The organism is Microbulbifer agarilyticus S89 (assembly GCF_000220505.1).
Lineage (GTDB): Bacteria > Pseudomonadota > Gammaproteobacteria > Pseudomonadales > Cellvibrionaceae > Microbulbifer > Microbulbifer agarilyticus_B.
The window spans coordinates 1-24,909 of sequence record NZ_AFPJ01000036.1 but is presented as its reverse complement, the minus strand read 5'-3'; the positions used below and the strand labels follow the sequence as shown (position 1 = coordinate 24,909).

Here is a 24,909-nt window from a genome sequence, read left to right as displayed (position 1 = left end):
TACTTCACAGCATCAAATAACCAAGGGCGATAAAGCCGAACGCGCTCACCACACCGGCGCGCAATGCATAGGGTAATTGGGTACGCACATGGTCGATATGCTCGGTGCCGGCGGCAAGCGAGGACACAATGGTCGTATCAGATATGGGGGAACTGTGATCGCCGAAAATGCCCCCAGACAGTACCGCAGCAACAAATAATGCCGGCTCGGCCCCCAGCGCACTCGCTACAGGAATCGCAATCGGAAGCATGATCGAAAAAGTGCCCCAGCTGGAACCTACAGAGAAAGCGATCACCCCAGACACCAGGAAGATCACCACTGGCAGTAAACCCAGCGGTATGGCGTCACCCACCAGACCGGCTACGTACTGGCCAGTACCGAGGGTTTTGGAAATAGAGCCCAATGCCAATGCGAGAATCAGGATGATGGCTAACGGCAGCATACGCCCCGCACCTTCCATCCAGGTATGACTGAGCTCATCCAGCGTCATAGTGCGCTGCAGTAGAACCAGGAAGGAAACTGTCGCCAGGGCGGCAAGCGAAGCCCACAGCACAGAGGTAGAACCGGATCCTTCAAAAATCTTTCCGTCTCCGGTGATCCACAAACTGATTGGCATCGCCAGGATGAGCACCAGCACAGGCAACAACATATTGAAAGCACGTGGCTTTACGTGGCTTTTTTCACCCAAGCTAGCGCCGATATCAATACCATCAGCATCGCCTCCGCTGGTGCGCGCCTGGGCTTTTGCCATGGGGCCCGGGTTGTAATCGCGAGAAATTGTATAGGCAGTGAGCAATACCGCGGTGATCGCATAGAGATTCAGCGGAATACTGGCGAGCAGCACTTTTAGCGGATCCTGGACGCCGAGACCATCGAGCAGGCCAAGGTTGAATGCACCCCACGCATTCAGCGGTATCAGCATACATATTGGCGCGGAAGTTGAGTCGATAATATAGGCAAGCTTTTCACGAGCCACACGGAAGCGATCAAATAACGGGCGGGAAACGGTACCGGCTACCAGCACAGTGATATTGGATTCGATAAATATCACAATCCCTGTCAGCCACGCCATCCACTGCGCACGCTTGCCATTGGTGACCCAGCGGCTGCGTTCCAAAAAGCGCACAAAACCGCTTACCGCCCCGCAACGCTCCAGAGTAATAATGAAGGCGCCGATCACCAACGTAAACATCACCACCCGCGCATCACCCGGGTTGGCAAGGACGCCCAGTACCCCATCCAATGCCTCGGCGAGGGATGGGAAAAAACCGGAACCATTCAGCAAGAAAAATCCAAGCCAAATACCTGCAAACAAAGCCAGGTAGACTTGGCGAGTGAGCAGTACCAAGCCGATAGCAATAAATGGGGGAAGTAACGTCAACCAGGTAAGTTCATTCATAGGAGCAGGAGCCTAAAAGCATCTTTTTATAATTTATTTATGATTTGTGAGGGGCCCACCGGCAACCACCGCAAAGTGTTGCAAGCTACCGCATGCTACCAGCAGACCACACAGGGGAAATGTCGGCACTTATCGCTGCGACCGATACCCAAATGGAACCAAACCCAAATGGATCAAAAACCACTTGGATCAAAACCACATGGACCGTATCGAGCGATCAGGCCAACGGCCGCTCCAGCAGAGTCAGGGTACCCTCTTCGCCGTCCAGTTCGGCCAATGCGCCCACCGGCACCACTGTCTGGTCATCCACGTGACCAATCATCAGGCCCCGAACAACCGGTATACCCAGGCTAGCGGTACGCTCTCGCAACACGTGCTCGATACTAAAGGTATTGCCATCGGTACCGGTTTCGGTGAACTTGCCAAAGACAATGCCAGCAACCTGCTGCAATTTACCCGCTAACCAGAGCTGAGTAAGCATGCGATCCACTCGATAGGGCGCTTCGCCGACGTCTTCCAGAAACAGGATTTTACCGCGGTAATCCGGCTCAAACGGGGTGCCAACCAAGCTTGCCATTAACGACAGATTGCCACCGATCAGGCGCCCTCGGGCAACACCGCCAGCAAAACGGGTAATGCGATTGCGCTTCTCAACCCGTCCCGGAGACACCTCAAATGCCGGAGGCGCACCGAGCAATACCCTGGACTGCGCATCCACCAGCACTTTCTGATACTCGGCCAGCGTATACTCGGTGAAATTTTGTGCAGCAATGGGGCCATGGTATGTCATCACCCCGCTGCGATGATAGATCGCATTCAGCAGCGCGGTGATATCGCTATAGCCCAGCAGGATCTTGGGATTGCGGCGAATGAGCCCGTAGTCGAGCATCGGCAGGATCCGCGGGGTACCATAGCCACCGCGCAGGCAGAACACTGCGTCCACGTCGGGATCTGCAAACATCGTATTCAAGTCTTGCGCACGGGCCTCGTCTGGCCCTGCAAGGTATTGGGAGCGACGATACAGGTTCGCGGCTTCCTTTACTTCAAACCCTAACGATCGCACGACATCGCCGGCAAAACGGATATCTTCATCCTCCCAGGCGTTACTTGCTGGCGTCACCAATCCCACAGTCATTCCGGGTTTCAAGCGTTTGGGCCGCAACAACCCCTCACCTTCTGTTTGGCTACTGAAACCAGCGCTCGATAGGTCAGCCGCGCCTGCAGTAGCCGCGGATGCCCCAGCTGCCAGCAGGGGTGCTGAAACCAGGGATTGAATAAGCGTGCGCCGTTGCATAGCAGCCTCCTAAAAACGCGTCGTTCGTAATGTATATCTTGGGGAAAATTATTGTATTGAGGAAACGACCGGTATTTCTGCCGATTCGGCCCCGGAAACCTGCTCAAACCTGAGATCATGGAAGTCGTAACTGAAATCCGTACCTCGGGACTTGGCTTGCATGGTTAGCAGTAGCACGCCGGACTCAGTGCGATCAGCCATTACCCAGGCATCGGCATTGAGACTGCGGTCATCCCAGTCCACTCCCCAAACGCCGTCCCCGGCCGCCTTCATTGTGCCGGCCAGGCGCGGAGACTTCAGCGCGTACCAGCGCAACACACCCTGCTCGTCTACGATTTTGATGTCGCCAAACCAGGGGTCACGATACAGCCCCAGTAGCTCCGGCGTTGAAACCCGGGTAAAGCCGACCGGCGCGGTGAGCGCCTCCGGCTCCACGGCCTCTGTCGGCGTGCCGTAAAGCTGCTGGAAATACGCGAGCCAGTCCTTTTCCGGCGCATTCAGGTAGGGCTTGAGCAGGCCGTAAATCAGAGCCTGCCGCGCTGCACCCGCACTGCGATTCATCAACACAACAATTGCCAGGTCTTCCTCCGGTACCATCGCCGCCCACGCATACATTCCCGACAATGACCCGGTATGATGCACGACTTTCTTGCCATGCATATCTTGCACACGCCAACCCAATGCATAGGCATAGAAATGACCGCCGTCGCGCGCGGCGCGGGACTCTGACAATGGCATCAACGTCTCGGGCCGCCACAAGCGGTCGCGAGTCTGCTGGGTAAACAATTGATTGCCGCTGGGCATTTGTCCACCGGCCAAATGTGTACGCAACCAGGTAAGCATGTCGGATGCACTGCAATGCATCCCCCCCGCCGCAGCGAGAACGATCGGCTCGAAGCCGGCCAGGTTGGGCGTATCCACTACCAATTTGCCACCCTCAGCACCTGTGGCTTCGAGCCTATGGGGGTCGGCAAGATTTGTGCGCGCGTCGGCCGGAACCGGGCCTGCATAACAGTTACCCAGCGCCAGGGGCGCCAGCAGTTCCTGTTGCACAAAATCCTCGTAGCTCAAGCCTGACACCGCGGCAATCAGCTCACCGGCGACAATATAAAGCAGGTTGTCATAGGCATAATCCGCGCGGAAACGCCGGTTAATCGGTAAAAATTCAATTCCCTTTAACACGTCTTCGCGGCTATACGTATTCGGCTGGGGCCACAGCATCAGATCGCCCGCTCCGGGCCCAAGGCCCGAGCGGTGCGTCAATAAGTCCACTACACGGAATTCTGCCGTAATCCAGGGGTCGCCCATGCGAAACTGGGGAAGGTAATCCACAACACGGCCATCCCAATCCAGTTTTCCCTCCTCAACCAGCAGACCGAGTGCCGCGGTCGTAAACGCCTTACTGGTCGAGGCTAGCTTGAACAAAGTGTGTTCATCGACTGGTCGAGGGTTATCGACATTCGTTACCCCGAACCCTTTCATCAACACCTGCTCACCGCGATGCCAGATGGCAACGGCCGCACCCGGCACCCGCTCCTGATCCAGCACCTTCTCTATGTACGCCACGGTATCGGCTTCGCCAGGCGGCTTGTTGTCACAGCCACCGAGCAAACTGAAGCCAAGTGATGAAAAAACACACAGGGTAATCGTTGTAAAACGGCGCATGGTCACGATGTACTCCGCAGACACAGATAAAGAAGGGGCGAATCGACACGTCACAGCCTTGACGTATCGCCAACATCCGAATAATTTATCAACCATGAAAATTTATGTAAATAATAAATTATTCCTGTTGAATTATTGGCGGAGCATACCGTGAGAACGAGCAACCTTTCCCACATCAATTTGGGCAAATTAGCCCGCCCCCTGGCAATTGCGGTAGGCATTCTCTCCTCTGGAGTCGCGCATAGCGCTGAAACGAGCGGCTACAATCTGGCCGCAGTGCGCGCACAGGTCGATCAGGGAAACTATCAAAGTGCAAAATCGGTAATTCAGCAAATGCGAGATGACAGCACGCACGAGGAAGTCGCGTCGGCACTCGCGTTCGAAGCGGAACGCATGCGCCGAATTGAGATGGAGTTCACACTGAAGCAGGAAGATCTGCTGGGCTCCATACAGCGCTACATCCCTGACGCCACCGAGAAAGATGTTAGCCAGTGGAATAGCGAAGGATTACTCGAATACAAGGTTATCAATGGTGAGCGCCGTTATTTTCGCAAGGCCGCCTACAACCTTGTGCATGTATCCAATGAAGCAGCGGCGCGCACGAATGACTACCGTCGCTTCACCGACAAGGCACCGCTGTATCACCTCCATCCGCACCACGCGGCGGTAGTAGACGCTCACCAACAGGCCAAGGCGCCTTTAAAACAGCGCTTTGAGGTAACTTACTCACTCACCGTCGACGCAGACGCAGTACCCGCGGGCGAAATGATTCGTGCCTGGCTACCCTTCCCGCAAGAAATTGCCGGACGCCAGGAGCAGGTCGCCCTCCTCTCCAGCGCACCAGCAAAAAACCAACTGGCACCGAAGAGTCAGGCACAACGCACTATCTATATGGAGCGAGTCGCTGAGAAAGGTGTACCCACCGAGTTTTCTGTACGTTACGCATTCGACAGTCTGTCGCGGTTTACCGAAATTGAAGCCGATGCGGTGAAACCGGTGAGCACTCAGGCCGCAACCAGTGAAAACCTCACGACCTACCTCTCCGAGCGCGCACCACACATCCAGTTCACCCCGGAACTGCGCGCGCTTTCAGAAAAAATCGTCGGGGATGAGACCAACCCCTACCGCATCGCACAGAAGCTGTTTACCTACGTCGATCAAATCCCCTGGGCTGGCGCACGCGAGTACTCCACGATTCGCAATATCAGCCAATATGCCGCACAGGCAGGCCATGCAGACTGCGGGCAGCAAACCCTGCTGCTGATCACACTCTTGCGCATGAATGGCATACCTGCGCGATGGGAATCCGGCTGGGAGTTTTCCCCCGAGGGCTTTGATACGATGCACGACTGGGGAGAGTTTTACCTCGCACCCTACGGCTGGATGCCCATGGACGTGACCCATGGTGTGCTAGATAGCGAGAAAGAGGCAGAGCGCTGGTTTTACCTTGGGGGCCTGGACAGCTATCGGCTGATTTTCAATACCGATTACAGCCAGCCTTTCTTCCCCGCCAAGCAGCACTTCCGCTCCGAAACCGTCGACAGTCAGCGCGGTGAAGTGGAATGGCGTGGAGGTAATCTCTACTTTGACCAGTGGAGTTACAACATGGATTGGAAGCCGGTTGATAGCAGCGGAGACGCCAATTAACAAAGGTGTCAAATCACCCGCCTATAAACCCACCTACAGAAAAGGGCCGCCGGATCATACCGAGCGGCCCTTTTTATCGCTTATTACTGCTTATTACTGCTTATTACTGCTTATTATTGCTTATAGCAGCTTTACGTCTGACCTTTACCTTCCCACCCTGGGGGGCGCGCAACGGTATCTAAAGCAAAAACGCGCTCGCAACCTCAGCCTTCAAGCAGGCCACTAATCAGCCCCTCAATCACATGTAACTGCGCAGAGCGAAACAGCAAACGCTGGAGCGCTTCATCGTCTTCCGAGGGTACGACATACAGTCGAATATCCGAATGAATACTCGCCGCATTGTAGTTATAGCGAGTCAGGCTCAAGACTTTCACACCGTGCTCACGGGCGCGGTTAGCCACTTCTACCAGAGACTCCTCCCCGCCGAAGTCACACAAAATACACAGCAAATCATCATCGCGCAGCGAGTCCGCAATTTTGTGCTGCAACTGGCCACCCTCATCAAATACGGCCCAACAACCCAGCTCGAGCAGCTGGTGGGTCAGGTAGCGCGCGACGGAAACAGACCCCGCGCACGCCGAAACCTGGATACAGCGAGCCGAACGAATTGCCTGAATTGCCGCGGACAATTGCTCTGACTCATTGATATTGACTGTATTCTCAAGCACCTCGAGCTTCTTCTGCCCCAAAGTGCTTAGCGGGCTATTTGCCTGCCCCAGATGCCGGGAGTGGTCCTCATCGTTCGCAATACCTGCGCCGGCATAAGACTCGTATACCGCCAGCTTTAGGCTCGGATAACCGCGATACCCAAGCTTTTGCGAGAATTTGACCACACTGGACTGACTTACCCCCACGGCATCGGCTAACTGCGAGGACGAGTAATCGCGCAGCAACTGCGTGTTATCCAGAATAAAATCCGCGAGCTTGCGCTCGTTTACCGATAACTGTTCGCGCATCGCGCGCATTTTCAACAGACAGTTCATGGGGGTACCAAGTTACTCCGCGTCAAACTGGCACTCAGGCCAGAAGCTGCAGGCCCTCAATCTTTTCAACACCCAGGCCCGGCGTTTCATTCAGAATGATATCCGCATCCTTATAGCTAGCGCCACCGACCACGGGGTCAAATTTACACAACGAAGGCACATCCAGGTCCAATTTGGACACCACTGGTGCCTTTGCTGCTGCCACGTGTGCTGCAGCGGAAACCCCAATACTGGTTTCCAACATGCAACCCACCATGCAGTCCACATCGTTCAAATCCGCGATATCTGCGATTCTGAGGGCATTGGAAATACCGCCAGTCTTCATCAATTTAATATTGATGATATCCGCCGCACGCTGACCAATAACCTGCATCACTTCGCGCGGACCAAATACACTCTCATCCGCCATAATCGGCGTTCTTACACGCTCGGCGATATAGCGCATACCGTCCAGGTTGTTGGCCTTGACCGGCTGCTCGACGAGTTCGAGTAGCACGCCGGCATCCTCGAGGCCCTTTATAGCCAGAACCGCCTCTTTTGGCGTCCACCCCTGGTTGGCATCCAAGCGCAATAGTGCACGGCCTTTCACTGCAGAATAAACCGCTTTAATACGCTCGATATCAAGGCCGATATCTTTGCCTACTTTCAACTTGAGGATTTCAAAACCACGCTCGACGGCACTCTCCGCGTCGGCGACCATTTTGTCGATATAGTCGACGCTAATGGTGATATCCGTCGTCAGGCTGCTCTCACCACCACCAAGTATCTTGTACAGGGGCGTTTTGTAGCTCTGGGCAAACAGATCAAACAGCGCGATCTCCACCGCCGCCTTGGCACTGGTGTTATTGATCATCGCTCCCTGGATCTGCCGCGTAAGCTGGTTCAGGTCTGCGACATTGCGCTCGAGCAGCAGCGGCGTAAACACACTGCGCACCGCCTCAATGACCGACGCGTGCGTATCACCAGTAATAACCGCGGTAGCCGGTGCGTTACCGTAGCCAATATGCCCGGTATCGGTTTCCAACATCACCACAACATCCTCGACACATTCAACGGTCCGCAACGCGGTCTTGAATGGAGTAATGAGAGGAACACGCAGCATGCCCAGTTTTACGTCAACAATTTTCATGGCTTTACCGATCAAATTATGGTTTTTATGGCGTAGATGCCATCCACAAAACTTTTTTCTTTATTCAAATACAGTGGCGTCAGAGGAGTAATCGATACGCCCGACAAGGTACCCCGATAGAAAGACTCGTCCTTCTGGTAATAACTGAGCCCGGTCACATCATGGATAACAAAAGGCTCCCCATCGATGGTGCCGATATACATCATCACATGACCTGGAATATAAATTAGGTCGCCGACTTGAAGCTCAGCCAAGGCTTCAGCTCTGGCCACATCATCCCCTGCGGCAAAGCGCTTCGTCGGTGCAAAATGACTTTTGCCCTGCTGCCCGGAGTTACGTGGCATCAGGATTCCAAAGGACTTGTATACCTCACCCACAAAGCCGGTGCAGTCACGACCATTGTAATCGTGCCCCCAGCCGTAGCGCTCGCCAAGAAACTTGAATGCTTGCTGCAAAACGAGCGCGGGCCGATATTCCAGCAAGCCCACGGAGACATCCTGCGCACGCCCGATCAGCGTGGGTGCAAACTCCAGCACACCCGCTTCACCTCGTACAGGCAACGACACAATATAACTGGCATGCGGGTTTTGCCCATTGATGTTGTGACCAACGTCCGCAGCACTCAATAACGGCAGCGACACTCCCATATCCAAAACGACCTCGGAGGTTCTGGAGTCTACCGGGTTGTAATTGGTTTTGACCTGAGAGCCTGTAACCGTCAGCCGGTGCGCATCCTCATGCCAAGTATTAATTTGTTCACGGACCCCAATTGCCACCGCAGTTTTTGGCACCCACGCGGCGTAGTGGTAGTTCACCGCAAACCACCACTCTCCGTCGGCACTCTCGTGCAAAATTGCGAGGCGCTGTCCCGGAAAAACACCGGTCTCCTGAAAACGATCCAGGTCGGCATCATCGATGCTCTTCAGCACACGTGTGGTAGTCGGATAACTACGCATGCTTGCTCGTGTAACCACCACCCCCCACTGCACTTCGACCGAGTCCGGGACTGCAACACGCTGCACCGCAGCCTCCAGTGCCGCATAATCCTGCTCCGAAACCAGGCGCCCGTCCACGTGATAACGCGGCGAGGAAGCCGGGCGACTCACCTGATCGATCAGTTCAACCACCTGCTGATGGGTCAGCACTTCAGGGAAAGACGAAAGGTCATGCAGGTAAGTATCTTGAGAGAGACTCTCGGAGTTCAGCATGCCTACTTCTGCATAACTTAACCGCGCCGTATCCCGTTCAATCTTTTCTTGCCAAAACGCAACATCCAGCATGGCCTCGGTCAGCTTCGGCACATCCGAAACGTAAGCAGACTGCGCAGCCACATCCAGCGAAGCAGATTCTTGCCCACTGGTCTTACCCGAGTGTACGTCGCAAGACACGAGCCCTAAAAGGGTCAGCCCAGTCACGATTACCCGAGCGAAATTCGGCGCTGGTATGGCATTCAGAAAGGCAAATTTCATAGGGAGTTTTGAAATCGTTATATCCATTTACATCACAGATAATAATAATTTTGCCGTCGAATTACGAATAAATTATTCAAAAATTTTGAGACGATCGACTATTTATTGAATAAATTTTACTGCTCTATTTTTGGTGCCCATCACGAAAAAAGCCCCGGCAAAGCCGGGGCAAGTCATAGGATCTAAGAGAGAAACTCTAGCTTACAAATTCGATTAGAAATCGACTCCAAAAGAGAGCTGCAAGCGACGAGAGTTGAAGTAACTCTGAGGATTACCAAAGTCTTCTGCACGCAGGCGCTGCTCAATGTTGTAGCCGGTCTGACGATCGAACACATTAAACAGGTCCGCACGGACATTCAAAGTGTAATCATTGAACACCTGGAAGTTTTGCGTGTAGTTCAAATCCAGCTGCCAATGTGCATCGGAGCGACGTACACCCGCCTTCTCACCGTAGGCACCAGTGTCATTACCCAGGGTTGGAGAGTAACCGAATACGGTACCATCCTGAATCTGCCAGGGCTGACCAGACTGATACACAAAGTAGGCACCTACATTCGCATTCCAGTCGGTGGTGTAGTAACCAAATGCCTTGAAGATATGCGGCTTATCGCCAGTCAGAGTACCTTCACGGTTATCCCAGTAATTCAGAGTCTCCCAATCCATCAGGTTAGAGGAGCCAATAAATACGGCCTGGTCATTATTTACGGTGGTGTTGTCCTGGTCAAAGTTACCGGAGTAACGGCTACGCACATAAGAAGCATTCAGGTAAGTACGGTCGCCAAACCATTCAGCTTCCAAGCTCGCTTCCCAGTACTTGGTGTATGCGCCATCGATTTGCGCAATTACATAAGAAGAGGTAGTAGGCAGCTCTTCGCGAATTTTTACCATCTCATCGTAGGTATACGCATAGAACTCCTGACTCGCAACCTCTTCCGGGATGGACTCAGGGTTGTTGAAGTACCAGCCGGATGGAGTGTAGTAAGGAGTATCTTCCCAGAAGTTATCGTTTTCACGGTAACGGACGTGGGCACGAACATTCAAGCCTTCCATTACATTACGGGTGGTACCCAGAGTAATTTCTTCCATCAGACGCGGATCCATGTCTTTCTGGAACACTTTACCGCTGGAACCGCGAGCCGGCTGGTAGGCCAGGTAGTCACCATTCTCGTCGAAGTACACATTCAGGCTACGACGAGTGTTACGCGCCCAAGATGCTGCACGGGCAAGAGAACTTGCCTGCGGGTTGTAATGTGCGTAGTTCAGGAAGACAGTGTCTTCTGCATCATTGTAGCGGTAGGTCACGCCGAGACGCGGCTGAATCATGTCCTTCCAATCAACGCGATACATCTCGTACTTGTTACCGGCTTCCTCTACAAACCCGGAGAAGTTGTCGGCCTCACGCAGGCCTTCACCGTAGAGAATATCTTCACTGATCAGGAAGCCAACGTTGAAGGTGAAGTCGTTCCAGTCGATCTTGTCATTCACTTCAAAGTTATAGCTTTCGGTGAAAGAGTTGATCGGAGACACCGGTGCACCGTCAATACCCAGACTCATCTGCTGAATAGAAGCACGGTAGTACACTTCAGAAGCAGGGTCCGCGGAGCTTACGAAGGTCGCCGGATCCAGCTCAAGGGATTCCAGAGTCTCCAGGCCACCCAGAACCGCGATTGCACCCCAGCCGTTGGACAAAGAAGTCAACTCTTCTTCACCCTCATTCCACTGGAAGCCGATGTGGATTTCATGGCTGGTGCTACCCCATTCGAGGTTGTGATCCAGCGCCATCTCAAAACTCTTACGGTAGAAGTTTTGATCCCAGATAGTGCTGTATGCACCGACGCCACCACCGCCGGTGATTTCGCCTTCATCATTCACATAGCCGTACTGATCGATCAGCGGCTGAACGAATGCATTGAATTCATCTTCACCTTCAACCAGGGAGGGTACAGTCAGGTAACCTTGATCTGCCAAGCTATTGATGGCGAGGCCAGCCTCGAGGCTTGGGTTTACACCACCCAGCAAACGGTCCGGCTGGTCAGCACCTTCTTGCGCGTAACTGGTGAACTGCGCGGAGAAAGTAGTATCGTCATTGATGATCCAGGAGCCATCGACGGTAACAATTTCCATATTGGACTTGCTGCCGACGGAAACAGAATCGGCCTCAAAGAAGCCAATCGAGCCACCCTGATCAATACGCTCGGAAGTACGGAAGCTACCATTCAGCAAGATGTCTTCGGTAGGTGCCCAGGTCAGCTTACCGAAGTACTCGTCACGTTCACTGGTAAAGTCTTTTACATCACCGTAAACGGTTTCTTTATTCTCGCGGTCAGAACGTGGGCCGTAGTAGGAGCCGTAGAAGAACAACTGATCTTCGATGATCGGACCGCTGGCATACATGGTAGTCCAGCTGTTATTCGTGGTTGCCTTAACACCACTGTCGGTTTCACCCACGAAACCCTTCGGCATGATTTTGTGCTCGAAACCAGCCTGGAACTCGTTGGTACCAGACTTGGACTTGGAGTCGACAGAAAAACCACCGGAGCGGTTAAAGCCAACAGCGTTCGCACCACCACGCTCAACGGAAACCATCTCGATGTCGTGATTCGATGGTTCGGCAGACAGGGTTCCGAACATTGGCAGGGTGATATTCACTCCGTCAAATGCATAGGTGTTGTCCTGACCAGAACCACCCGCGCTCGCACCACGCACAGCGTTTTGGGTGTACTGCACGCCTGGGATCAACTTCATCATGTCACGGTAGTTGGTACCAGTAGGTACACCATCTACCACATCGGAACCCAGTGCGTTCGACAGGGTTGCTTCGCCACCAACCTGAATGATCTGACCTTCGACAAACACCTCTTCCAGATCAGCGCCTTCGGCTTCCGGAGCCATCATCACGCTTACGGTAGACTCTTGATTCAGCAGAACACGAGTCTTTACCGTGCGGCTGATACCGTCTTCGGTGGTCAGGGTCAGGGTGTAGGTACCAGGAATCAACGCAGGCAGTTTGAACTCACCCTCCGCATTGGATTCTACGGTACGGCTCTTCGGCATTACCGGGCTGCTCGCGGTAATGGTTACGCCAGATGCTTCAACATTGTCATCGAGGTAAACGGTACCCTCGATGCTACCGGACTGCTGGGCTGCAACCGAAACTGAGAACAACACTCCAGCCACGGCCGCTGCAGAGCGGGTAAAAGTTGACGACATTGCCTTATTGAGCGAGGAGCTCAATTTTGTTTTTTGGAACATGGATGGCCTCCCAGGCTTTTATTGTGTGTGTCCCCACAGGGAATAGTTGGTTGTTATTCGCAACTTCCCATCAGCGCCCACTAAATACGAACTTATTGTTAAATCATCGATATCTTCTATCGGCGAAACCGATAAAATATACCTTTCGCATCTAGCGCAATGAATAAGATATTCCACAGCCATTCTGCGAAAAAAATTCGCCTAAGGCGAGGTGAAAATCATAAAAAATTCAATAAAATTTCTCTAAAAGAAAGAAATGACAGGTAAGACAACCAATACCAAGGTCGCAGTTACGAATTGTGACACGCCAATCATCCAACTTATTCAGCAAGGCAATTCAAATTGGAATAAATATGAATAATTTATTGAACAAATAACGCTCAACTACAAACAAGCTTCTCAAACAACGCGGCACAAAAAAAGATTTAGGCGCCACGCGCGCCCCTATGACAACTGCCGGAGATAGGCGCGGTGATCATTGAAGCGCCCTGAGTTACCCCCACAAAATGCCTGCAATTCCCGAATCAACCGCTGAGACTCAACAGACTGTGGTCCCACCTCAGGAAAACGCCCCATACCTGCAAATAGACAATACCAACTGGCCATTGAATAAATTTTGTCCGCACCAGATGTGGCAAGAAGCTGGGCGAAATCTCCCCCATTCTCCCAACACTCAATCAATCGCAGCAAACGTTCGGGCGACTCACTAGGGTCCCGCGCAGCTTGCCAGTAAGCAGTATCTTCGCGACTATTCAACAGATAATGCCCGACCACATAATCCCTCACGCCCTCGAACATCTCGTTAATTGTGCGATTGAAACGCTCACGGGGAACATCTAAATCCGCGCTGACAAATGCGCCGTCCTGATTCGCCATACGCTCCACGGGCAACGAGCGAGCGAACTGCTCGATGGTGAACTGGACCAACATGAGTGCCGTTGCCTCCAGGGGCTCGATAAACCCTTGGGAAAGGCCTACCCCCAGGCAGTTGGCCGACCAATGCTCGGCGACGCGGCCCACACGCATTTTCAAATGTCGGCACTCAAACTCGTCCGATTTGCCCAGCCGCGCACGCAATTCCAGCTCCGCATCCGCGGCAGACAAAAATTGATCACTGTACACGTAGCCGTAGCCCGTGCGGCTCTGCAGGGGAATATCCCACATCCACCCGGCAGACATGGCTTCAGAGACAGTCTCAGACCGGATCGGGTCCACACCCTCACTGGGTACCTGTAAGGTAACCGCAGCATTATTCAACAAGGTCCCACTGTAATCATGGAAACGGTAGCCTGGCAGCGCAGCCAGCAGCGTGCCGCGGAAGCCGGTACAGTCAATGTAAAAATCCGCCGACAGATCTTTCCCAGAGGCAGTCTGCAAACTTGTGATTTGTCCCCCCTCCACTCGCACCTGCTCAATCGTGGCCTGCTCATGCGAGACTCCTGCCGCAACCGCCTTATCACGCAAGAATTTACCAAGTAGACCGGCATCAAAGTGATAGGCGTAATCCAGCTCGAACGGCAGTGGACGCTGTGGAATTGGTGCCTTGCCTGCGGCAGAGAGATATGGCGCATGGAAAAAATAGTCAGGCAAGGCTTCGACAGCACTGCCCTGCCGCTTCAAATCCGCCTGTGCAAAAAACTCCTGACCAGTCTCACGATCGAGAGGAGAAAAGAATGGGTGATAGTAGGATTCATAGCCCTTTACCTTGGACCAATTCGGGAAGCGAATCCCACATTTGTAAGTCGCGTCGCAAGCGGGCATCCATTCAGCTTCTTCGATACCGAGGGTGCGGAAAAAATTCTTTAGGAATGGGGTACTTCCCTCGCCCACGCCGACGGTCGCAATCTCGCTCGATTCAACCAAGGAGATTTTGACTGAACAGTCTTTCCAGTGATGTGCAAGCAGGTTCGCAGTCATCCAACCCGCGGTACCGCCACCCACAATCAGTACCGAAAAATGATTACTCACCTTAACCCCCAAATCTTGTCTCGACATCAAACCACTACTGCTACAACGAACCTTTGGCAGCGTCACCGCAACGCTTTAAGTGGCACCTATTCAGTGGCACTATAACCCGGAAAACACTGAACGATTTATTACAACACCGAAATCAGGTTGCGACAATCGCGCACCGAGGTTTTAAATGAAATCAATAAAAAATGTTGTTGTGGTCGGAGGGGGAACAGCTGGCTGGCTCGCTGCCGCCAGCCTCGCGCGCCACCTGGATCCACTCAAGCATCACGAATACTCTGTCACGCTGGTGGAGTCTCCCGATACACCGATTATTGGCGTAGGCGAAGGAACCTGGCCGACAATGCGCAATACATTGCGCAACCTTGGAATCGATGAGTTCGAGTTTATCCGGGAGTGCGACGCATCCTTCAAGCAAGGCACGCGCTTCGTTAACTGGCATACCTGTGGCAAAGACGAAACAGATGGGGTCGGCGGGAGAGATGCCAGCTATTTCCACTCATTCGAACTCCCCCGTGGCATGTGGCCGATTCCACCCGGACCCTACTGGCACCACATGCAAAAAGAGCTGGGGCTCTCCTACGCAGAAGCCATCTCGCCCCAGCCTGCAGCATGTATGCACCATCTTGCCCCCAAAGGACTGGACACACCGCAATATGAGACAGTGCTCAACTATGCGTATCACCTGGACGCGGGGAAATTTGCTACATTCCTGAGAAAGCACGCCTGTGAAAAACTGGGCGTTACGCACCTGCTTGCGCACGTAAATTCTGTAGAAGTATCCGAATCTGGCTTTATCAAATCCATAATTACAAAGCAAGGGGACCAGATTTCCGGGGACTTATTTATCGACTGTACTGGATTCGCCAGCCTGCTGCTCGATAAGACCTATCACATTCCATTCCGTGGCGTTAGCGATACTCTTCTAGTCAACAAGGCTATCGCAATGCAGGTTCCATATGCGGATGAAGAAGCACCAATCAACAGTCCCACGCTTTCTACCGCGCAAACTGCAGGCTGGATTTGGGATATTGGCTTGCAAAGTCGGCGAGGCACCGGGTATGTCTACAGCGACAATCACACATCCCCCGATCACGCCGAAGCCACACTTCGCGCCTACAACAAACAGGCACTCAACTCTCAAGGCGGCGGCTCCGTCACTATTGATGTCGACCAAATTGAGGCCCGTCAGATTGACCTGCGGCTGGGATATCGTGAAAAGGTATTTCACAAAAACTGCGTGGGCATGGGGCTCTCTGCCGCATTCCTGGAGCCACTGGAAGCCAGCGCCATCTTTCTGATTGAAGCATCCTGCAACATGCTGACGGAGCTATTCCCTCAGCGCAGGGAACAACTTGCGACACTTGAGAAGAAATACAATGCGGTTTTCACCGAGCGGTGGCATCGGGTGGTGGATTTCATCAAGCTGCACTATTACCTCTCGCGGCGTACCGATAGCGATTTCTGGCTAGACAATACCAACGAAAATTCGCTGCCAGACTCACTCAAACAGCAACTGGACTTCTGGAAGCATTACCCTCCCACACGGTTCGATATGCCCAGTGCTTTAGAGCCATTCGTGCGCGAGAGCTACGAGTTCATTCTTTACGGCATGGAATACCATGCGGACTATGCGTGGAGCTCAGGGCAGCTGCCACACCTGCACGATGCCCGGGAGAATTTCGAACGCATTCGAAAACTTAGTGCTGAAATTACCGATGTGCTTCCAAGTAACCGAGCGCTAATAAACAAAATCCTGAAAATGCGTTAGCCTTAAAAAAAGAAACCGGCCAAAGGCCGGTTTCTTTTTGCACGGTTATAAACCTACGGGTAAGAACTTAGAACTTAACCGCAGCGTTTACAAACCAGCGAGTGCCACCGTCGTTGATCAGCTGGAAGATACCATCCCAGGAGTCCTGAGAGTTCTTGGTACGGTACAGCTCACCAGTCAGGTTTACACCCTGCAGACTCAGAGTCACGTTCTCAGTAACCTCTGCAGAGAAAGCAACATCTACCGAGGTAAATGCTTCTGTTTCAGATGCGGTACCAATACGGAAGCCGTTGAAGAACTCGCCACGATGGTTTGCCATCAGACGTGCGCTGTAACGGTCATTCTCCCAGTAGGTGGTTACGTTCCACATATTTTCGGAGTTGCCCGGCAGGTTCAGACCGTCCTGGCCGTTGTTGTCGATAACTTCCGCGTCGGTGAAGGTGTAGTTAGCGCTGACACCAAAGCCGTAAGCGATCTCGGACTGCACCTGCAGTTCGATACCCTGCAATTCAGCTTCACCACCGTTACGCTGACGAGAAACGATCAGGTCACGGTTCACGATATTTTCAGTGCCTTCCTCGACAATGTCGTGGTTCTCGCTCTCAGAAATGGAGAACAGGAAAGACTCAATATCTTTGCGGAAGTAAGTCGCGCTAGCCAGTGCACCTTCAGCGAAGTACCACTCGACGCCCAGGTCTATTTGATTGGCCAGCCACGGATCCAGGAACGGGTTACCCGCAGAACCAGTCAGGGTGGTGCTGTTGTAGCTGAAGGTGTTACGCAGATCTTGGTAGTTCGGCAGGGCCATGACGCGCGCCGCAGCACCACGAATCAGCAGGTCATCGTTGATGTTGTAGACAACGTTCAGGCTCGGCAGGACTTCAGAGTAGTCATTGTTGGTGGGAACATTCAGTACGTTCTCACCGTTAGCCACCTGGTTCGCAATGGATTCCAGATCGTAGTCAACATAGCGTACGCCGAAGTTACCGCTGAACTTGTCGTATTCAAACTCTGCCATTGCGTACAGCGCGAGCTTGTCTTCGTTCAGCTGGTAGAAACCACCCAGGTTCACTTCCTCACGCGTATTGGAAGGAGTCAGGCTGGCAGACACGTTACGGATACCAGCCAAGTCCAGAGTCGGCAGGCAGGTCAAAGTAGAGCTCTTCGCTGTTTCTTTGAACTGGCCACAACCGGTGTTCACCGGCAGGTTCGCGTAGGTTGCGCCATTTTCCAGCATCAATTCATCGGGAATAATCGCATTAAAGCTGTACTGGTTACGCTCATTGGTGTGTGTCTGGAACTTCAGACCGGTTTTTACGGAGGTCACGAAGCCAGCGTTGTCCAGAGGTACCGTCAGGTCGAACTGCGCATAGGTCTCTTCGTCAGAGTCCTCGATGTGCGGGTTCACGGCACGGACTTCCAGAGGATAGTTAGCAGGGTTGGATGGATCAAACCCATCGAATTCAACACCGAGCTTGTTGCCGGTCAGGTCCAAGGTCAGGACTTCGTCACCAGTCAGGCCAGCAGCTGCCATGTTAGAAGCATTCAGCTTACCGGAGTAGCCAAGAACGATAATATCGCCTGCAGCTTCGGTGTGACCAACCTGAGCGTGCGCCTCAAACAGGTCAGTACTGTAAGTCACGTCAAGGTCAAACGCCTGCGCTTCCGGATTGGTGTTACGGAAGAAGGTATCCGGACCAAACCAGTAATCGTCACCGGATACACCAGCAACATCACCCAAAGTGGAATCGTGCTTGAGCACGCCCACGCCTGCTGGGAACTGCTGAGTAGCGGTCACATTGTTGATTTCGTCAACACGGCCAGGGATAACCAGGTAGTTGGAGTTGACGTTGTCCGCCGACAGAGCAAAGTTCAGATAGTTGGCGACGATGTCCAACTCTTCAGTCGGGCGCCACTGGGCAGAAAGATTATAAGCGGTACGCTCACGCTCCTGCTGGAAGATCGCGTGGCCGGCACCCCAGGTCGCGTTGGTGAAGTTGCCAGAACCGTCGGCGTCCTTCGCTTCCACGTTAGCACCGTAGTAGTTTTCCATGGCGTCATAGGTGGTGAAGCGCTCCTGATGAGAAGCAGAAATCAGCACACCAAACTTCTCGTCTTCGGTCTTCCAGCTATAGAGACCGGAGAAAGCTGGATCCCAGCGCTCCGCATTCTCGGAGTACTGATATTCCATAGAACCGCGGGCAGTGCCACTCTCAAGGTCCAGCGGGCGTGCCGTCTTAATGTTAACGGTACCACCGATGGAACCGTCTGGCAGGTCAGCACGCGGTGATTTGTAAACCTCCAGAGAGGAAACCAGCTCCGCTGCCAACATGTCGGAACGGAAACCACGAGTAGGACGATAGCCTTCGAACCACTGCGCAGTAGAGATGGACTGGCCATTGAGATAAGTCAGGCTCAGTGAGGGATCAAGGCCACGGATACTTACACCGTCCGCCTCACCGAAGCGACGCTCGATACCCACACCAGGAATACGCATCAGCGCATCACCGATGTTTTTATCGGGGAATTTGCCGATGTCTTCAGCACTAATGCTGTCCATAACCATGGTTGCATAGCGCTTGGCATCAACACTCTTTTCAAGAGCCGCGCGGAAACCTACAACCTGGATTTCTTCCAGGGAAGCAGTTTCTTGTTTCTTCTCATCCTGCTGCTCGGCATCTTGCGCAAATGCCAGAGGCGCAGCGACGCCGGCGAGCGCCAGAGCGACACCGTGTGCGAGCAGGTTTTTACGGAAGTCATTGGATTTCATAGTAATTTTCCGTTTTTATCGTTAGTCGGATTAGTGCTTGTCAGCGTCCCTTCGCCCCAACCTGACCAAAGTGACATCGCTGTCATTTTGACCAAGTCCGGTTTGGTTACCTCACATCCAATTGCGCCAATTCCTCTCAGCGCAGGACTAGACTACTTAAAAAATTCCAAAATGACTACATATAAGGAATTATTTATTTGTAGAATCGATAAACTGAAACAGAAACAGCGCGTGAAGCGTCCTAAAAGATCATTTTGACGCCATCAGAAATAAAATATGCTGTTAGTGGATGGCGCCCGGAACCATCGATGGAACCATCAAACGAAACAGTCGATGGAAAAATCGATGGAAAAAATCGATGGAAATTCAAACGACGGACCAATAACTCATTGTCTATAGCCGCGACCGATTGACAATCATTCGCCGAGAAATTCCGCTGACATAAAATTGAGGTGCTATCGCCCGCACATGGCTGCACCTACCTACACCTGAAAGCAGCGAATCTTATGGGCAAAAATTGATCAGAAAATCAGAATAAGTAGTAGAACATGTACCCAGATAAAGACCGGCCTAACTCCGCCCAAAATCTCGTAAGCCTGCTATTTGTCGCAATGATGGGGGCATCCATCCTCACATTATTGCCGTTATGGGTTGGCGCCCTATCGGATCGCGGAAATTTTTCGGGCCAGGAAATTGGTTGGTTAGCCTCGGCAGATGTCATCGGAATATTTCTCAGCTCCACATCAGCGATTTTCTGGGTGCGTAAGCTGTCGTGGAGACCGGTCGTACTTGCCGGGCTCGGGTTATTCGTGGCCGGTAACCTGGCGAGCCTCTCGGTGGATAACTTCGGCTCATTGATGGTTATCCGTATCATCGCGGGGATCGGCTGCGGGTCAGCATACGCAATTGCACTGGCTGGGCTTGGCGATCGTCGCAATCCTCAGCTCGCGTTTGGCCTGATGGTTACCGCGCAGGTCGTGTTCGGTACCATTGGCTTTTTCGCCTTGCCCCGTCTGATGGGCGAAGCCGAGATAAATCCGTTTTTCCACTATCTCAACGGTTGGCTCCTCGCCACCCTGATTCTGTGCGTCCTGAGCTTTCCAAAGTCGCAAAAGTCTCCGTCTAATGAGGCTGACAACATTTTCACGACCCTCCTCTCGGGTAAAGCGCTATTGGTATTCGCGACTACGGTGGTGTACTACTGCGGTGTCTCCGCGGTATGGGCCTACCTTGAGCGCATAGGTATTAACCTGGGTCTGAGCAGTGCGGATGTTGGAGACTTGCTGGGTATCGGGTTTGCCATTAGCGGCTTGGGCTCCCTTGCGACCCCATGGCTCAGCAAAATTGTCGGCCGTGCATTTACTCTGCTAATTGCATTCACCATCCAGGTCCTCACCATGGCGGTACTTACCGGCGAATACTCCGGTAGCGCTTATGCCCTGTACGCAAGCACATCGATTGTTTTCCAGTTCTTCTGGAGTTTCTCGCTACCGCTGCTGATGGACCAATTCAACCGGGTCGACGACACTGGGCGTTTTATTGTTCTTTGTGCCAGCGCTTTCAAGGTCGGTGAAATAGCCGGCCCCCCAATAGCGGCGGCACTCATAGCTGCAAGCGACTTCACTGCAGTGCTGTGGCTGGGCATGGGGTGCATGGCGGCAACGCTCGTGATGGCGCTCATTACCGAACGTCGTCAGGCCGAACCCTCTACGATGGTCGCGCAATCCGTATGAAGGTTATGCATGCAAAGGATCAGAATACGCACTCCGAGATAGGCTCCAAGCGTCTCTCATGGCGCGGCATGGTGATGTGGGGACTTGGTTGCTCCCTACTGATGAATATCACCAGCGCCAATGCGGCCGCAGCTGGAGAGCGTTCCACTGCGGCGACCGTAGACCCTTTCCTCAAGCTCACCCAGACTGACTTGGACCTTGGGTTTTACCGAAGCGCCAATGGTCTACCAGCAGCAAACTACTGGCAGCAGTGCGTTGATTACAAAATCGACGCGACACTGGACCCGGTCACCCACAACATCACCGCTACCGCGACCATCAACTACCAGAACAACTCGCCGGACACATTGACGCACCTTTATTTTGCGCTGGATCACAATGCGTTTCGCCCGGGGGCAGATGCCTCTTTCCAGCTACTGACCTCGCAAAAGTCAAACAGTCCGTCGCGGACAGAAGCGCGTGCGACAGCCACAGGCTTCACGATCACGGATGTACGCGATAAACGTGGTAACCAACTCGGCTGGCATGAGCGCGGTACCCACCTACAGGTCCCCCTGCCCAAGCCTTTGCTTTCAGGAGACAAGCAACAACTCGAGATTTCCTGGTCTCTCTCTCTTACCGATAAAGTCGCTACCGGCGTCCGCAGCGGATATGAAACGCTTGCAGACGGGGCGCGAATCTATGTAGCGGCACACTGGTTCCCACGGGCGGTAGCCTATACCGACTATGCGGGCTGGCAATTGAAGCCCTTCCTGCAACAGGGGGAGTTTTCGACCGAATTTGGCGATTACACCGTCAGCCTATCGGTTCCAGAGAACTATACCGTGGCCTCCAGCGGTCATTTGCAAAACCCTGCGCAGGTATTAGACACAAAAAGTCTAAATGCCTGGAAAAATATCACCCAGGAACCAGTGCCGGTTATTGGTGCGCAGGAAGCCCTGCGCCGTAGGCAGGCTTCACCTGATGGCAGTGTACGCTGGGTTTTCACCGGTGAAACCATGCGTGATTTCGCCTTTGCCGCCTCACCCGCCTTCCTCTGGCAAGCCAAGCAGGATTCGCAAGGGAGAGCACTGCAGCAGTTTTACCCGCAAGAAGCAGCTTCGCTGTGGGAGCGATTTGGCCTCGCGGCAATTGGTCATACCCTAAACGTCTACGACAGCGCACTGATGCCATTGAAGATGGACAGCATCAGCGTGGTAAACGCTGCGGGTATTGGCATGGAATACCCAGGAATGGCCACCGTCGCTACGCGCCCGGAGCGCGATGCAGCCACTGCAGAACAACCGGCATGGGACCGCCTTACCAAATACGATTTTATCGGCAGTGTTATCCATGAGGTGGGTCACAACTACTTGCCGATGAAAATCAATACAGATGAGCGCGAGTGGGCCTGGCTCGACGAAGGCCTGGTGAGCTTTATTGAATACCGTGCTGAGCATAGCTGGGAAGCCAGCTTCGATGTGATCTATGGTGAACCACGCACTATCGCAGCATACACCAAGCACTCCCTGCACCAACCCATTATGACCAGTGCCGATAGTTTGCATCGTAAAATTGACAATGCTTACAACAAGACGGCAAGCATGCTCAACACGTTGCGACACCTTGTCCTGGGACCCGAGGTCTTCGATCCCGCACTCTCCGCCTTTGCGACTGCCTGGGAAGGTAAACGCCCAATGCCCGGGGACTTTTTCCGCGCGATCGAGACCTTCTCGGGGACCGATTTAAGCTGGTTCTGGCGTAACTGGTTCTATGAGGGCAAGCGTATTGACCTGACAATCAGTGCGGTCACCTTTGGAGAGCGCCCACTTACGATCACAGCCAAAGACATAAGTGCTCCCCCGGCCATGGCCTACACCGTTGGCCAGATACGGGAATTTGTGGTTGATCAAGATGCAACGCTCGTGGACGCCTATACGGCACCTCTAAACGATTTTCATGCAGAACAAGATTTTCATGCAGAAGATCAGCCAGAAACGAAATCAGATGATTTCACCCAGGGCCGAACGCCGCAGCCGGCACACTGGTACACCTTCACCATCGAAAATCTTGGTGATGGCATACTCCCAATTCCGATGCAGCTCAATTTTCACAAGGCATCGCCTCAGAACCTGACAATACCTGCATACGCCTGGATGAATGCGGAAAGCTCTACTTTGCAGTTGAAACTACCGCTGGACAACCTGCTGCAATCAGTCTGCATAGACCCACTATGGGTTACCCCAGATACCGACCGAAAAAATAATTGTGTGGAAATCGAAAGCCGATGAAAAAAATCATTATCTTGCTATCTCTGGCAATACTGTTGCCCACTAGCGCTTGCAGTCAATCCAACGCCGGCTCTGGCGCACCAGAGAGAGCTCAGAATGTCGAGCCCATGGCAAGCAAACTCATCAAGGCTGCACTGCCGTGGGAAGGCAAGGAGTATCGCGTAGGCAAGGCCGAGCAGTGCATGAACTGGACCAGAGAAGTACTTGTCGCCGCATGTGGACCGCACTTCAAAACTCTGGAGACCCAAAACCCCTGGGACGCGCATCTGCTCGGCCCCGATGATAAACTGCTACCAGAGCACGTGGATTCACTGGCTGCCGATGAGTTTGGGCAAAAAATCGAGTCCATCGACGCGCTGCAGCCTGGCGACCTGGTATTCCTGAAAAACACCTACGGTAACTGGGCCGAGGGTGTGCTGACTCATGTTGGCATTGCCCTAGGGGATGGAAATTATATTCACCGAATGACCTCGAATGATGGTTTTGTCAAAATCCAAGCGATCCCGCAAGACGATTTTGACTCTGGTATTCGCCTGAAGGAGTCACTATGCCAGTCTCAATAAGTATGTTTCCCCTCAAACGGTTCGCCATGGCCGCTGCTATGAGCGCTGCGGTGTTCAGTAGCGGCTGTGGTACCACCGGTGTTGGAATAAATCACCAAAGCGATGACTATAAAATCGAGGTTGTCGAATCGAAAAACGCAAGTGAGCGAGTGCGTTTCCTGGTAATGCACTTTACCGCGATTGACTTTGACACCTCGCTGCGTGTGCTGACCCAGCCGAGTTCTTCTCCAGTCAGCTCGCACTATCTTATCCCGGAGCATAATGACCCGAGTTATCCACATGACGACCTGCGTGTCTATCAGTTGGTAGATGAGCATAGACGCGCGTGGCACGCAGGCCCAAGCTGGTGGGAGGATCGCTCACAGCTAAATGACCACTCAATTGGCATCGAGATCGTCAATCAAAGCTACTGTCGCCCTCCCACGGAATCCACTCCGGGTATTGAAGCCGAGCAAGTGTGCTTCTTTCCCGAGTTTGACCCTGAACAAATTGATCTTGTCATCGCGCTGTCCAAAGATATTCTTGCGCGCTACCCAGACATCACCCCTACCCGGGTAGTTGGCCATGGCGATATTATTCCCCACTACAAAATTGACCCGGGCCCCAAATTTCCCTGGCAAAAGCTGGCTGAGGCCGGGGTCGGCGCTTGGTATGATGATGAGACAGTAAAGCGTCATCTCGACTTCCTTAACGGAAACACCACCAGCGACAGAGAAAGCGTGCGTCGGCGTTTCGCACATTGGCTGAACGATTACGGCTACGGAATCAACCCGGAAGAGTCCAGCGAAGAGGAAATCTCTCTATACACTCGTGCGTTTCAGTACCACTTCCGCCCATGGAAAGTAGACGGCGAAGTGGACAATCAGACCCGCGCCATTTTGCTGGCGCTGTTGGAGAAGTATTTCCCGAACAAGCTGAGCAATTACTCAGAGGTGCCTGCAGGAGCGATTGCGGCTGCTAACAACTAACCGTGTATAAAGAATAAAAAAAGCA

Annotated in this window: 15 protein-coding genes; 6 read left to right on the top strand and 9 right to left on the bottom strand. The window is 53.1% G+C overall.

Annotated features, from left to right (window positions below; genetic code table 11):
• Positions 1 to 4: 4 nt before the first annotated feature.
• The 3 genes from AS89_RS0111080 to AS89_RS17375 form a co-directional block, all read right to left on the bottom strand.
• On the bottom strand, positions 5 to 1,399 hold the full coding sequence (locus AS89_RS0111080) for a Na+/H+ antiporter NhaC family protein (RefSeq protein ID WP_010132699.1): 1,395 nt from the start codon (positions 1,397 to 1,399) through the stop codon (positions 5 to 7).
• Between the two features lie 217 nt (positions 1,400 to 1,616).
• Positions 1,617 to 2,534, bottom strand: coding sequence for a S66 peptidase family protein (locus tag AS89_RS0111075; protein WP_010132698.1), 918 nt, complete (start codon positions 2,532 to 2,534; stop codon positions 1,617 to 1,619).
• A gap of 207 nt (positions 2,535 to 2,741) precedes the next feature.
• Positions 2,742 to 4,358, bottom strand: coding sequence for a serine hydrolase (locus AS89_RS17375; RefSeq protein ID WP_158217359.1), 1,617 nt, complete (start codon positions 4,356 to 4,358; stop codon positions 2,742 to 2,744).
• A gap of 150 nt (positions 4,359 to 4,508) precedes the next feature.
• Between AS89_RS17375 and AS89_RS0111065 the strand changes: the two genes are divergently transcribed.
• Entirely contained in the window at positions 4,509 to 6,005 is a 1,497-nt protein-coding gene (locus AS89_RS0111065; protein ID WP_237709675.1) for a transglutaminase-like domain-containing protein, read from the top strand.
• Positions 6,006 to 6,208: 203 nt separating this feature from the next.
• On the opposite strand, the gene AS89_RS0111060 is transcribed toward AS89_RS0111065, so the two are convergent.
• From AS89_RS0111060 to AS89_RS0111040, 5 genes are all read right to left on the bottom strand, one after another.
• The gene (locus AS89_RS0111060) at positions 6,209 to 6,988 is read right to left on the bottom strand and encodes a MurR/RpiR family transcriptional regulator (protein ID WP_010132695.1); all 780 of its coding nucleotides are present in this window, start codon (positions 6,986 to 6,988) and stop codon (positions 6,209 to 6,211) included.
• 34 nt (positions 6,989 to 7,022) lie between these two features.
• Positions 7,023 to 8,117: a dipeptide epimerase gene (locus AS89_RS0111055; protein WP_010132694.1), complete on the bottom strand. Its 1,095-nt coding sequence runs from the start codon at positions 8,115 to 8,117 to the stop codon at positions 7,023 to 7,025.
• 11 nt (positions 8,118 to 8,128) lie between these two features.
• Positions 8,129 to 9,613, bottom strand: coding sequence for an NlpC/P60 family protein (locus AS89_RS17370; RefSeq protein ID WP_237709674.1), 1,485 nt, complete (start codon positions 9,611 to 9,613; stop codon positions 8,129 to 8,131).
• Positions 9,614 to 9,799: 186 nt separating this feature from the next.
• On the bottom strand, positions 9,800 to 12,754 hold the full coding sequence (locus AS89_RS0111045) for a TonB-dependent receptor (protein WP_158217358.1): 2,955 nt from the start codon (positions 12,752 to 12,754) through the stop codon (positions 9,800 to 9,802).
• Between the two features lie 528 nt (positions 12,755 to 13,282).
• On the bottom strand, positions 13,283 to 14,833 hold the full coding sequence (locus AS89_RS0111040; protein ID WP_100169356.1) for a tryptophan halogenase family protein: 1,551 nt from the start codon (positions 14,831 to 14,833) through the stop codon (positions 13,283 to 13,285).
• A gap of 148 nt (positions 14,834 to 14,981) precedes the next feature.
• On the opposite strand from AS89_RS0111040, the gene AS89_RS0111035 reads away from it, so the two are divergent.
• Complete coding sequence (locus AS89_RS0111035) at positions 14,982 to 16,580, top strand: tryptophan halogenase family protein (RefSeq protein WP_029249958.1); 1,599 nt, start codon at positions 14,982 to 14,984, stop codon at positions 16,578 to 16,580.
• A gap of 67 nt (positions 16,581 to 16,647) precedes the next feature.
• Here AS89_RS0111035 and AS89_RS0111030 read toward each other — a convergent pair whose 3' ends face one another.
• The gene (locus tag AS89_RS0111030; RefSeq protein ID WP_010132689.1) at positions 16,648 to 19,350 is read right to left on the bottom strand and encodes a TonB-dependent receptor; all 2,703 of its coding nucleotides are present in this window, start codon (positions 19,348 to 19,350) and stop codon (positions 16,648 to 16,650) included.
• A 758-nt stretch (positions 19,351 to 20,108) separates the two neighbouring features.
• Between AS89_RS0111030 and AS89_RS0111025 the strand changes: the two genes are divergently transcribed.
• The 4 genes from AS89_RS0111025 (at position 20,109) to AS89_RS0111010 (ending at position 24,884) form a co-directional block, all read left to right on the top strand.
• Positions 20,109 to 21,083, top strand: coding sequence for an MFS transporter (locus AS89_RS0111025; protein ID WP_237709673.1), 975 nt, complete (start codon positions 20,109 to 20,111; stop codon positions 21,081 to 21,083).
• Positions 21,080 to 23,353: a M1 family metallopeptidase gene (locus AS89_RS0111020; protein WP_029249957.1), complete on the top strand. Its 2,274-nt coding sequence runs from the start codon at positions 21,080 to 21,082 to the stop codon at positions 23,351 to 23,353. The genes AS89_RS0111025 and AS89_RS0111020 overlap by 4 nt, the downstream gene beginning before the upstream one ends.
• Before the next feature lie 107 nt (positions 23,354 to 23,460).
• Positions 23,461 to 23,916: an NlpC/P60 family protein gene (locus tag AS89_RS0111015; protein ID WP_010132684.1), complete on the top strand. Its 456-nt coding sequence runs from the start codon at positions 23,461 to 23,463 to the stop codon at positions 23,914 to 23,916.
• Positions 23,901 to 24,884, top strand: coding sequence for an N-acetylmuramoyl-L-alanine amidase (locus tag AS89_RS0111010; RefSeq protein WP_237709672.1), 984 nt, complete (start codon positions 23,901 to 23,903; stop codon positions 24,882 to 24,884). Before AS89_RS0111015 ends, AS89_RS0111010 begins: the two co-directional genes overlap by 16 nt.
• Positions 24,885 to 24,909: the final 25 nt, after the last annotated feature.

Coding starts and splice junctions, on each gene's coding strand:
- AS89_RS0111080 (WP_010132699.1), bottom strand. CDS start 1,399: ATGAATGAACTTACCTGGTTGACGTTACTTCCCCCATTTATTGCTATC.
- AS89_RS0111075 (WP_010132698.1), bottom strand. CDS start 2,534: ATGACTGTGGGATTGGTGACGCCAGCAAGTAACGCCTGGGAGGATGAA.
- AS89_RS17375 (WP_158217359.1), bottom strand. CDS start 4,358: ATGCGCCGTTTTACAACGATTACCCTGTGTGTTTTTTCATCACTTGGC.
- AS89_RS0111060 (WP_010132695.1), bottom strand. CDS start 6,988: ATGAACTGTCTGTTGAAAATGCGCGCGATGCGCGAACAGTTATCGGTA.
- AS89_RS0111055 (WP_010132694.1), bottom strand. CDS start 8,117: ATGAAAATTGTTGACGTAAAACTGGGCATGCTGCGTGTTCCTCTCATT.
- AS89_RS17370 (WP_237709674.1), bottom strand. CDS start 9,613: ATGGATATAACGATTTCAAAACTCCCTATGAAATTTGCCTTTCTGAAT.
- AS89_RS0111040 (WP_100169356.1), bottom strand. CDS start 14,833: ATGTCGAGACAAGATTTGGGGGTTAAGGTGAGTAATCATTTTTCGGTA.
- AS89_RS0111035 (WP_029249958.1), top strand. CDS start 14,982: ATGAAATCAATAAAAAATGTTGTTGTGGTCGGAGGGGGAACAGCTGGC.
- AS89_RS0111030 (WP_010132689.1), bottom strand. CDS start 19,350: ATGAAATCCAATGACTTCCGTAAAAACCTGCTCGCACACGGTGTCGCT.
- AS89_RS0111020 (WP_029249957.1), top strand. CDS start 21,080: ATGAAGGTTATGCATGCAAAGGATCAGAATACGCACTCCGAGATAGGC.
- AS89_RS0111015 (WP_010132684.1), top strand. CDS start 23,461: ATGGCAAGCAAACTCATCAAGGCTGCACTGCCGTGGGAAGGCAAGGAG.
- AS89_RS0111010 (WP_237709672.1), top strand. CDS start 23,901: ATGCCAGTCTCAATAAGTATGTTTCCCCTCAAACGGTTCGCCATGGCC.